This is a genomic window from Centipeda artemidis DSM 19719, from assembly GCF_000426665.1.
In the GTDB taxonomy this organism is placed as follows: Bacteria; Bacillota; Negativicutes; order Selenomonadales; family Selenomonadaceae; genus Centipeda; species Centipeda artemidis.
The window spans coordinates 102,967-114,481 of sequence record NZ_AUFU01000002.1; the positions used below are offsets into that span (position 1 = coordinate 102,967).

Annotated in this window: 9 protein-coding genes and 1 tRNA gene; 1 reads left to right on the forward strand and 9 read right to left on the reverse strand. The window is 58.1% G+C overall.

What is annotated here, in order from left to right:
• Nucleotides 1-35: 35 nt before the first annotated feature.
• From K341_RS0103170 to K341_RS0103205, 8 genes are all read right to left on the reverse strand, one after another.
• Nucleotides 36-1,322 (reverse strand): M18 family aminopeptidase, encoded by a 1,287-nt coding sequence (locus K341_RS0103170; RefSeq protein WP_026761829.1) that lies wholly within the window; start codon nt 1,320-1,322, stop codon nt 36-38.
• Nucleotides 1,323-1,396: 74 nt separating this feature from the next.
• Nucleotides 1,397-1,473: transfer RNA gene (locus K341_RS0103175), tRNA-Pro, on the reverse strand.
• 102 nt (nt 1,474-1,575) lie between these two features.
• The gene (locus tag K341_RS0103180) at nt 1,576-1,944 is read right to left on the reverse strand and encodes a cupin domain-containing protein (RefSeq protein WP_026761830.1); all 369 of its coding nucleotides are present in this window, start codon (nt 1,942-1,944) and stop codon (nt 1,576-1,578) included.
• Between the two features lie 97 nt (nt 1,945-2,041).
• Nucleotides 2,042-2,707, reverse strand: coding sequence for a respiratory nitrate reductase subunit gamma (gene narI / locus K341_RS0103185; protein WP_026761831.1), 666 nt, complete (start codon nt 2,705-2,707; stop codon nt 2,042-2,044).
• Nucleotides 2,704-3,240: a nitrate reductase molybdenum cofactor assembly chaperone gene (gene narJ / locus K341_RS0103190; RefSeq protein WP_026761832.1), complete on the reverse strand. Its 537-nt coding sequence runs from the start codon at nt 3,238-3,240 to the stop codon at nt 2,704-2,706. Before narJ ends, narI begins: the two co-directional genes overlap by 4 nt.
• On the reverse strand, nt 3,240-4,661 hold the full coding sequence (narH, locus tag K341_RS0103195; protein ID WP_009438375.1) for a nitrate reductase subunit beta: 1,422 nt from the start codon (nt 4,659-4,661) through the stop codon (nt 3,240-3,242). The genes narJ and narH overlap by 1 nt, the downstream gene beginning before the upstream one ends.
• Nucleotides 4,651-8,343: a nitrate reductase subunit alpha gene (locus tag K341_RS0103200; RefSeq protein ID WP_026761833.1), complete on the reverse strand. Its 3,693-nt coding sequence runs from the start codon at nt 8,341-8,343 to the stop codon at nt 4,651-4,653. Before K341_RS0103200 ends, narH begins: the two co-directional genes overlap by 11 nt.
• A 158-nt stretch (nt 8,344-8,501) precedes the next feature.
• The gene (locus K341_RS0103205) at nt 8,502-9,179 is read right to left on the reverse strand and encodes a Crp/Fnr family transcriptional regulator (protein WP_081657273.1); all 678 of its coding nucleotides are present in this window, start codon (nt 9,177-9,179) and stop codon (nt 8,502-8,504) included.
• A gap of 149 nt (nt 9,180-9,328) precedes the next feature.
• Here K341_RS0103205 and K341_RS0103210 point away from each other — a divergent pair, with 149 nt between their 5' ends.
• On the forward strand, nt 9,329-10,651 hold the full coding sequence (locus tag K341_RS0103210; RefSeq protein ID WP_026761835.1) for an MFS transporter: 1,323 nt from the start codon (nt 9,329-9,331) through the stop codon (nt 10,649-10,651).
• Between the two features lie 223 nt (nt 10,652-10,874).
• Here the strand turns inward: K341_RS0103210 and K341_RS0103215 are convergent, their stop codons facing one another.
• Entirely contained in the window at nt 10,875-11,507 is a 633-nt protein-coding gene (locus tag K341_RS0103215) for a hypothetical protein (protein WP_026761836.1), read from the reverse strand.
• Nucleotides 11,508-11,515 lie beyond the last annotated feature (8 nt).

Sequence of the window (11,515 nt, forward strand, 5' to 3'; positions counted from 1 at the left end):
GCTCCATTATAACACGTTCGCCGCGCACTGTCCTCTCATGTGGAAAAAAAGGCGGTGAGCAGACGTGTCAGCGCATATTGATCGCGCATCCCCATCGTCTCGCGCGCGGAATGCATCCCGAGAATCGGCACGCCGACGTCCATGGTCTTCATCGGGAGGAGTGTCGATAGGATCGAGCCGAGCGTCGCTCCGCCCGGCGCATCCGAATGATTCGTAAATACCTGATGCGGGATGTCCTCACGCATACAGATGTCCTGCACCGCCGCGAACGCCTCGGGATCGCACGCATAGGACTGACTCGCGGCGACCTTGAGCACGACGCCGCGGTTCAGCAGCGGACGATTCGTCGGATCCGCCTTTTCGGGCGCATTCGGGTGCAGCGCATGGGCGACGTCCGCAGAGATGCAGAACCCGCCGAGCGCCGCGCGCAGGTATTCGTCCCGCGAGAACCCGAGCGCCAAATAAATACGCTCCAGCATCATGGACAGCGCCAAAGAACCCGCGCCCTGCTTTGTTCTGCTGCCGACCTCCTCGTTGTCAAAGAGCGCGGCGACGGAGACGCCCTCCGCCGGCGCCTGCGCGATCGCGTCAAAGCACGCCTTCACCGACGAGAGATTGTCGAGCCGCGGCGCGGAGAGGAACTCCTCACCCGATCCCACAAAACAGCCGCGCTCTGCCGGATAGACGTTCAAATCGTAGGAGAGGATATCCTCCGCGCGCACGCTAAGATGCTCCGCCAAGAGCGCGTGCAGCTTTTTCCCGTCGTCCGCCGCATCCCCCGCCCCATCCGATTGGAACAGCAGCGGCAGGAGGTCTTTTTGCGGCTTCAGCTCGACGCCCTCGTTCACCTTGCGGTTCATGTGGATCGCGAGGTTCGGAATGACGGCGAGCGGCCGCCGAAAATCCACAAGGCGCAGCGCCGGATGAAAGGCGCCCGCGCCGCGCAGCGTAACCGCGCCCGCGATGGAGAGCGGGCGATCGAGCCATGTATTCCGAATCAGTCCGCCGTAGGTCTCCACGTTGAGCCTTCCGTATCCTGCATCGCACATGACAGGATTCGGCTTGATGCGCAGACAGGGGAAATCCGTATGCGCACACGCCATCCGCAAGAGACCGCGCGGATTTTCCCCCACGGAGACGACAACCGCCCCCGTTCGAAAGAGCGGCAGATAGAATGTTTTGCCCAGGCGAATGCGCTCTATCGTGTCGTTCGTGATCCGCTCCCATGCGGGATTGGGATTTTGCGCCGCGTGATATGGCGAGGGCGCGGCATCAATAAACTCTATCAGCTCTTCTGCGCAGGCTCTCTCTGCTGCCGTCATAATGCGCTCCTCTCTCTGTGCTATAAACAGAAAAAGACCCGCCCATCGGCTGGTCTTTGTACTCCGAAAATAAATGGTCGGGATGACAGGGTTCGAACCTGCGGCCTCATCGTCCCGAACGATGCGCGCTACCAAACTGCGCCACATCCCGACAACGATAGTTATTTTAGCAACTTTTGAAAGAAAAATCAAGTGCTAACTGCAAGAAAAAAGAGGAAATTTCCCGTCGGTTTACACGAACGCATCGCGCCCCTCATCCCTCGATGGGATAGTAATCCACCGGCAAGGGCGCAAGGATACCGACGAAAACGAAGTCCTCCGTTCCTGTATTGCGCATTCCGTGGCATGCGCCTTTCGCCGAGACGATAACGTCGCCCTTCGCGATCGGTTCTTCCTGCCCCGGCGCGGGATAAAATACGCCCGTCCCCTGCACGCAGATCCATATATCGTCCGCCTGCGCATGCCCATGTGTCTTGATTTCCTGCCCCGGCTTCAATACCCAAACGACACCGCTCGTCGATGCCGTGCTGTAGATCGTCGTCCGCGTCGCCGTCTCCCCCGCCTTTGCCACATCCGCCAAGTGAACCCGGCGTGCCGAGAACGCTGTTCCTGCTTCAATCATTTTGAAACACTCCTTTAATCATAGATTTTAGAATACCAAACTATGCTTGTCAATTAAAATATCCGCCGCTCCAAAGAAGCGGCGGACACCAATTTTTTTATTTTTTACGATAGATGATCGGGCTGCGTCCGAGGTACTCAAACGGTGCGCTCAGGCAGTGCACGAGACGTGTGAACGGAAAGAGAATCGCGACTGCCATCCAACAGAACATGTGAATGCGGAACATGAGCGGCACATTCTCCATGTATTCAATCTGCGGGTTCAGCATGAGTACGGAGCGGAACCACGGCGAGATGGTCTCGCGGTAGTCAAATCCGCCCTGCACAGCGTTGAGCATCGTCGATGCGCAGCCGGTGAAGATCGCGGCAAAGAGGAAGAGATAGAGCCACTTGTCCATCGTCGAGGTGTTCACCGCCATGCGGTCTTTGCCAAAGCGGCGGATCAGCAGCAGGATAAAGCCGCCGAAGAACAGCAGTCCTGCGGGGGCACCGCCGCCGAGGGCGATCATGTGGTAGAGATGTTCGTTGATGCCCACCGCCTCCGTTATAAATTTCGGGATGAGCACGCCGATGACATGACCGCCGAACGCCATGACGAGCCCCAAATGGAACATGGGCCCCGCGATCTTGAGGTCGCTCTTCGAGAGGAACTGACTCGACTTCGTTGTCCAGTTGCGTTCGAACACCGTATAGCGCACGATTGTCCCCACGATGAGGAACGTGAACGCAATATAGGGGAGCACTCCCCATGCGAATTGTTTCATGATGCGGACCTCCCTATGAGACTTGCGGCTTCGGTGAGCACGACGTCAATCAAAAACGCATACGGGAGCTTTGCCTCGATCAGCCGATCCCGCAGGAGCTCCATCTTTGGACGCACCTGCGAAAGGATATACTCGGCACGCTCCTCGGGTACCGCCGCCGCAAGCTCTAGGATCGCCGGCAGATAGTCCGGCAGCTCGCGGTCAATATCGAATCCGCTGTCAAGGAAGAGCTGCTTATACGCGAGCATCTCCTCGGACTGCTTCCCAAAATCCGTGCGGTTATGCGTCGTGAGGTAAAGATTCGTGTTCTGTGAAAAGTCAAAGGTACGCACATAGGCGTCCTCGAACTCCCGGCGATCGCTCTCCACCACATACTCAAAGAACTCCGTCAGTACTTCGCGCGTCTGCGGACGCTCCACTTCGCGCGCCGCTTCGGCGTAATCGAGCAGATTCGTCCACCAATCCTCGGTGGGATATTCGAAAAGATACGCCGTGAGCATCAGTTCTTTTTGGATGCGGTTTGCCGTCTCCATCAGCAGCATCCTCCCGGACATGCATAGCCTGTCGTTCCTTGCAGTTCGCGCAGTTTCTCATCCGCAACGCCCGCGACGCCTGCGGGGATGTTGAACCGATCCCTGCGTTTGGCAAGGCCGAGCAAGCGGTACATCGCGTCATAGGTCTCTATCGGGAATGCGAGGCTTTCGGGAACGGCATCGCCCGTCTGTTTTGCGCGCATGACAGCGCGGAGTTCGAGCATGACGTGCAGGACGCGCTCGATCGCCGCCGTGTCCCCCGCCGTGAGGAGCTGCGCGAGGTATGCCACGGGGATGCGCATCTCCGCCGCCCCGGGGAAGAATACCTCCTCCTCCACGCGCCGCGCAATGGGGCTAAGGGGCGGGACATACCAAATATTCGGGAGTGTGCGGTACTCCGGATGGAGCGGGAACGCAAGCCGCCATTCCCTGATGAGGCGGTACGAGGGCGAATCCTGCGCCGCACGAATCCAGCGCGGCGGAATGCCCGCCTCCTTTGCCGCCGTAACAACCTGCGGATCGTTCGGGTCACAGATGACCTCCATGAGCTTATTGTAAATCTCTTTCGGATCCGTGACGCTCGCGGCTTCCTTCACGCGGTCGGCATCGTAGAAGATGACGCCGAGGTAGCGCATCCGCCCGACGCAGCCGTCGCTGCACACCGTCGGCAGACCGTTCTCAAGACGCGGGAAGCACAGCGTGCATTTCTCCGCCTTGTTCGTCTCCCAGTTGTAGTAAATTTTCTTATACGGGCAGGACGGTACACAGTGCCGCCATCCGCGACAGCCGTCCTGCGAGATGAGGACAACGCCGTCCTCATCGCGCTTGTAGATCGCACCCGAAGGGCACGCTGCAACGCACGCAGGGTTGAGGCAGTGGTTGCAGAGACGCGGGAGATGCTTCATAAAGATGTCGTGGAACTCGAGCGTGATCTCCTGTCCGATTTTTTGCAGGTTGATGTCGCGGCGTGCCGACTGCCCGTCCGCGAGGTCGTCCTCCCAGTTCGGCCCCCACTTGATCTCCATCCGCTTCTGCGTGATGAGCGAGCGCGGGCGCGCGACGGGCTGATGATTCTTCCGCTTGGAGTGGAGGAGCGTCTCGTAGTCGTACGTCCACGGCTCATAGTAATCGTCCATCTCAGGCTGCTGCGGATGGTAGAACAGCTTGGCAAGACGGCTGACCATCGAGCCGGTCGCGAGCGAGAGCTTGCCGTCCTTCAGCGTCCAGCCGCCCTTCCACTTCTCCTGGTTCTCCCATTCTTTGGGATAGCCGATGCCCGGCTTTGTCTCGACGTTGTTGAAATACATGTACTCCGCGCCGCGGCGGTTCGTCCACACATTCTTGCACAGGATGGAGCAAGTGTGGCAGCCGATGCATTTGTCGAGATTCATGACCATCGCAATCTGCGCTTTAATCTTCAAGCCAATCTACCTCCTCCATGCGGCGCACGACGACATACGAGTCGCGCTGATTTCCCGTCGGGCCGTAGTAGTTAAATCCGTAGCTGAGCTGCCCGTAGCCGCCGATGAGGTGGGTGGGCTTCATGTGGATATGCGTCGGCGTGTTGTGGGTTCCTGCGCGTGTGCCCGAGATCTTCGACCCCGGGACGTTGATGTGGCGATCCTGCGCATGGTGCATGAACACCGCGCCCTGCGGGATGCGCGGCGAGACGACGACACGCGAGGCGACGACGCCGTTGCGGTTATAGAGTTCGATCCAGTCGTTGTCCTTCACGCCGATCTCCGCCGCGTCCTTCTCGCTCATCCACACGCTCTGTCCTCCGCGGAACATCGTGAGCATCTGCTGCGCGTCGAAGTACATGCTGTGCGTACTCCACTTGTTATGCGGCGTCAGATATTTCAGCGTGATTTCTTTCTGCGTCCCGTTCAGGGATTTGTTCATCGGACGAAAGTCGAGAATCGGGCGGTAGATCGCCTGCGCCTCGCCGAACTCGCGCATGACCTCGTGATCCATGTAGAAATGCTGCCGCCCCGTCAGCGTACGGAACGGAACGAGTTCCTCCACGTTGGTCGTAAACGGCGTATAGCGGCGGTTCTGATTGCTGCCCGTAAAGGTCGGCGCCGTGATGGTCTGACGCGGCTGCGCAATGACTTTATCATAGGTAAAGCGATCTTCTTCGCGATCCTTTGCGAGGCGGACGAGATTCGTCAGCCCCGTGCGCTTTTCGACCGCTTCCCACGCGCGCACCGCCGTGCGCCCGTTCGTCGTCGGCGACATCCCGAGCACCGCCTCGATCGCCTGCCGCGCCTCGTAGATGGAGGGCATCCCGTAGGAAACATAATCTTTGTTCTGGATCACGCCGTTGCGCGCGCGCACTTCTTCGTAGTCTTCCGCCGAGTCCCACGTGTTACCGTGGCTCGCCGTCTTGCCTGCGGCGTTCGGACCGAGCGCGATCCACTTTTCGTAGAGCTTCGTGTAGTCGATGATATTCTGCGCGATATTCGGCATCGTCTTGCCGGGGATCGGCTCGCACTCGCCCTTGCTCCAGTCGCGCACGATGCCGTCCGGCTGTGCCAGCTCGGTCTCGTTATCATGTCCAAGCGGCGTTGCCACAACGTTCGTGTAGGGCTTGAGGTTTGCTTCCTTGGCAACCTTTGATACCGTCTCCGCAAGCGTGCGGTAGATGTCCCAGTCCGTTCGCGACTCCCAGAGCGGATCGACCGCAGGCTGGAACGGATGGACAAAGGGATGCATATCCGTAGAGGAAAGATCTGTCTTTTCATACCACGTTGCCGTCGGCAGAACAATGTCGGAATAGAGCGCGTTGCCCGCCATGCGGAAATCGAGCGCGACGAGGAGGTCGAGCTTGCCCTCGAGCGATCCGCCCGGCTGCGCCAGCTCCTCCTTCTCCCGCCATTTGATTTCCCGCGGGTGTTCTTTCGCATCTTCCTCTTGGAAAATGCTATTCTCCGTGCCGAGGAGATATTTCAGGAAGTAATCGTTGCCTTTTGCCGACGAACCGAGCAGATTACAGCGCCAGACAAAGAGGTTGCGTGGGAAATTCTCGGGAGCGTCCGGATCCTCCCATGCGAATTTGAGGCTCTTGTCCTTGAGGCTCTTGACGATGTAGTCCTTGACCCCGTCAAGTCCTTCGCCGCCTGCGGCGGCGGCTTCGTCGGCGATCTGCTGACCGCCCTTGTTGAACGTCGGATAGGCGGGCGCCCAGCCAAGACGCGCCGCGAGGATTGCATAGTCGCCGGGATGCGTATAGCGCGCCGTTTCGTTCGGCGCCGCAAGTGCGTCTGCCTGGATCTCGTCGCTGCGCCACTGATTCGTCGCAAAGTAATAGAACGACGTGGAGTTGAGCAACTTCGGCGGTCCCTGCCAGTCCGAGCCCGACATGATGCGCGCCCAACCTTCGTTCGGGCGCAACTTCTCCTGCCCGACGTAATGCGCCCAGCCGCCGCCGTTGCGTCCCTCACAGCCCGTGAAGAGCAGGAGGTTGATGATCGTGCGGTACACGACATCCGCATGGAACCAGTGGTTGATGCCGCCGCCCATGATGATCATGCTGCGGCCGTTCGTCTTGATCGCGTTGTCCGCAAGCTCGCGCGCCGTATGGATGACGAGTTCAGGCGAGATGCCCGTGTACTTCTCTTGCCACGCGGGCGTATAGGGCGTGTCGTCCTCATAGGAGCCGGCGCTCTCGCCGCCGAGACCGCGGTCGATCGCATAGTTCGCAAGCGTGAGGTCGTAGACCGTCGTCACGAGCACCTCCCCGTGCGCCGTCTTGACGCGGCGTACGGGGAGCGCGCGCGTAAGCGTCCGCTTTGCGCGGTCGTTGCCGAAATACGGCAGCTCGACCTTGACCGTATCCGTGCGATCGTCCCACACGGAGAGACGCGGGCAAATCTCCGCACCCGTGTCGCGGTTTTCTTCTTTGATATTCCATTTTTCCTGCGTGCTCCAACGCTCGGCAAGCGTCCCGTTCGGGATGACGATCTCGCCGGTTTTGTCGTCGACGACGTAGTAGCGGAAGTCCGCGTGCTTTTCATCGCGCCCCATGTCGCGCGAGCTGAGCATACGCCCGGGAACGTAGCCGCCGTTTCGCTCCTCGATGCGCACGAGAAACGGGAAATCCGTATACTTGCGTGTATACTCGAGAAAGAACGGCACCGTTTTATCGATATAGTATTCCTTCAGGATCACATGCCCCATCGCCATCGCCATCGCGGAGTCGCTGCCGACCTTCAGCGAGATCCATGTGTCGGCAAACATCGACGACTCGGCATAGTCCGGCGCGATGGAAACGACCTTCGTCCCTTTATAGCGTACCTCCGCCATGAAATGGGCGTCCGGCGTCCGCGTCAGAGGCACGTTCGAGCCCCATGTGATGAGATAGCCCGCGTTGTACCAGTCGCTCGACTCCGGCACATCCGTCTGCTCGCCCCAGATCTGCGGACTCGCAGGCGGCAGATCGGCGTACCAGTCGTAGAACGAAAGCCCCACACCGCCCATGAGCTGCATGAAGCGAATGCCCGCCGCATAGCTCAGCATGGACATCGCAGGGATGACCGAGAACCCGAAGATGCGGTCGGGGCCGTAGGTGTACGCCGTATAGAGTACCGAGGACGCGATCAGCTCCGAGACTTCTTCCCACGTTGCGCGCACAAAGCCGCCCATCCCGCGGGCTTCCTTATATTTCTTCTGCTTCACAGGATCGGAGGCGATGCTCTTCCACGCGTCGAACGCCGTCTTGTGCTTGGCGCGCGCCTCGCGCCACAGCACTGCGAGTTCGCCGCGCATATAGGGATATTTTACGCGATGCGGGCTATACAGATACCACGAGAACGTCGTCCCGCGCGGACAGCCGCGCGGCTCAAAATCCGGCATATCCGGCGCGGTCTCCGGATAGTCCGTCGCTTGGTTCTCCCACGCGACGATGCCGTTCTTCACATGCACATTCCAGCTGCACGAGCCGGTACAGTTCACGCCGTGCGTCGTTCGGACAGTCTTGTCGAACGACCAGCGGTCGCGGTACATGTTCTCCCAGTCCCGTCCGCCCTCGTGCATCTCCTGATGCCCGTCTGCGGATACCGATGTGGGGACAAGATACTTGAACTTCTGAAAAATACTATGCACCCCAAAGCCCTCCTAAAGTTTTGCGGATACCGACAGCGATGAAATCCGATCCACCACTCCTTAATTGTAGTGTAACAAAAAAAAATCGCCTTTCCTGTGACATATCTCACAAAAAAGGCGTTATTATCAATTTTTTCTATCTCACCTATCAAGTTTTTTTATTCAATGATGCAATCCTCTGCGCCGCAGCTCTCACAGCGCACCTCCCGGCGCAAATATTCCATATTCCGCAGAAAGATAAAGCTGCCGCGATAAGCGATGATACCGTCGCGCTTCATCTCGCTCAGCAGCCGGTTCAGGCTCTCTCGCGACATCGCCGAATAATCCGCCAGCTCCTGATTCGTCATCTCCAATGGAATCAAGACCCCGCCGTCCTCCTCGCGCCCGTAACTGTTCGCCATGCGAATCAGCGTCGAATAGACGGCGCCCTTTTTCCCATAGAGGAGCAGGTCACGGAATTTATGATGCTGCTTTCGCATGTGTTTCGCCATGATCTTGAGCATATTGACGGCAAGCTGCGGATGCTCCTCGAGGCTGTGCTCAAGCACAGGGTACTCGATCGCGTAGACTTCCGCCGCCGTCTTTGCGATGGCATCAAAAATATAGACACGGCGCTTTTGATAGAGCGGCAGCTCCCCGATGACGCTTCCCTGATGCGCGAGCCGGAGCGAGAGGACACGCCCCGAATCGGCACTTTTGGAAATACGGATTTGACCGCTGTGAACGAAGTAAAAATACTTCGCCGCGCCGCCCTCGTGAAAAAGGTATTCGTTTTTATGCAGTGATACGATTCTTCCCGGTACTTCATAAAACGGCTGTACCAACGCATCCGGCATGTCCATTCCTCCAAAAAGTCTTCGCATTCAGATGGCAGTATTGTGAGAAACATCACATACAGATATAGTTTTTCGTTATATACTCATAGCTATGAATAAGGGGGGGTGCACCCGCGCTTCCCCGCGAAATCATAAAGGAGTGTTGTAAATTGAGCGCACAAGCGTATACCTCGCGCAGCGAAATTTTGGCGCATTGGAATCCGGAGGATACGGATTTTTGGAAGCGTTACGGCGAGCGCATTGCCAAGCGCAACCTCTACACATCGACGTGGGCGCTGACCCTCGCCTTCGTTGCATGGACGATGTGGGCAACGATTGCCGCACAGCTCAATCAGATCGGATTCCACTTTACTGATAACGAAATCTTTACACTCGCAGCTCTTCCGGGTCTCGTCGGCGCGACGGGACGGCTCGTCTACACCTATATGCCCGCCATCGTCGGCGGCCGCAACTGGACGCTCTTTTCCACCGCACTCCTGCTGATCCCGCTCATCGGACTCGGCAACGCCGTCACCAACACCGCGACGACCTATGACGAATTCGTCGTGCTCGTCGCCATGATCGGTATTGCGGGCGCGAACTTCTCCTCGTCGATGGCAAATATCGGTTTCTTCTTCCCGAAATCAGAGAAGGGACTTGCGCTCGGCATCAACGCCGGCATCGGCAACCTCGGCGTCTCTATCATCTACCTCACCGCGCCGTTCCTGCTCGGCATGGGCTTTGGCGGACTCTTCGGTGCGCCGCTCATCAATGCTGCAGGAAAAGAGGTCTATGTGCAGAGCGTCTGCTATTTCTGGGCAATCCCGACCGCGCTGACGCTCGTCCTCGTGTGGCTCTTCATGGACAATCTGCCCATCCCGCGCCAAAGTCCACGAAGCATGATGTCCATCTTTGGCAATAAACACACATGGCTGATTACAGTCATCTACACCTGCGGCTTTGGTTCCTTCATTGGTTACTCCGCCGCCCTGGCACTGCTCCTCAACCGTGAGTTCCCGGAGATTTCATTCGCCTACGGCGCGTTCCTCGGCCCCTTCATCGGCGCGAGCGTACGCCCCATCGGCGGCTGGGCGGCGGACAAGCTCAACAGCGGCTCCATCGTCACCTTTGGCGGACTCGTACTTATGCTCGTCGCCTGCATCGTCACCGTTCTCGCCATCGAGATGCATAATTTCGCCCTATTCTTCGGCGCTTTCCTCGTCCTCTTCTTCTCGACGGGCTTCATCAACGGTGCTTCGTTCCGCATGATTCCCTTCGTCTTTGAGAATCCGGTACATGCTTCACTCGTCACGGGCTTCACCGCGGCGATCGCCGCCTACGGCGCTTTCTTCATTCCGAAACTCTTCGGCTACTCCTATGCCACATACCAGAATGTCGCGCCCGCGTTCTACTACCTTATCGGATTCACCGTCGTTACCATCATCATCACGTGGGTGTTCTACGCCCGCAAAGGTTCCGGCATCAAGTGCTGACCTCCTCCGGATATGCATAACGGGAGCTGTGATACCTGCACAAAAGGTATCACAGCTTTTCTCGTGCACAATAGTATTACGGCAAAATTGACAGCGCAATACTATGAACGAGATATAATAGAATTATACGACAAAGACTCCTCTATGGCAACTGCACAGGATCGATGAAATTCAATAAAAAAGCCGTACCGATGTATTGGTACGACATTATTTCACTGCCACTCTATAGCCCTAAGTCTCCCATTTTTATCTCCTCGACGCGGCCGTGCTCCATCTCGAAGGCGATGCCCACGGTAGGATCGTCCTCAGAGAAGTAAATATAGTCATCGCCGTAAACAAGACAGGGCTCTCCATAAATGTTACGCAGCGCGTCAACCGAGGTGCCGATCCCCACGCCCTTCCCAGAGACAAGCGTGCTGTGCGATGAAATCTTCACCCGGCGCACGGTGCCGTCTACAAAGTGAACGGTCAGACCGTTCGCATATTCATAGGTGCGAACATCCTTGCCGGGATACCGCTCGCTCCGTTTCGTCTCCATCCCCTCGGGGCTGCCGCAGCGCGCGCGGACATCCGTCTCCGGCGCCGCATAGGAAATATCGCCGAGCACGAGTCCGTCCGGTGTGAGGCGCGAGACCGCTGCCTTCGTCTCTTTACGATGTACGCGCAGACTCTCTGCTTCGCGCTGCACGGCATCGTCTGCCGAGAGCGTTTTCTCCACGTCCGCGCGAGCAATCGCCGCGGCGCGATGCACTCCGCCCGGAGACGGCACGGCGCGGTTCTGATAAAAGATATAATGGGCGGCGAAGCCTGTCAAAGCGGCAACGGCAATAAACGCCGCACACCTTTGCATGTTCAAAAGCGTTC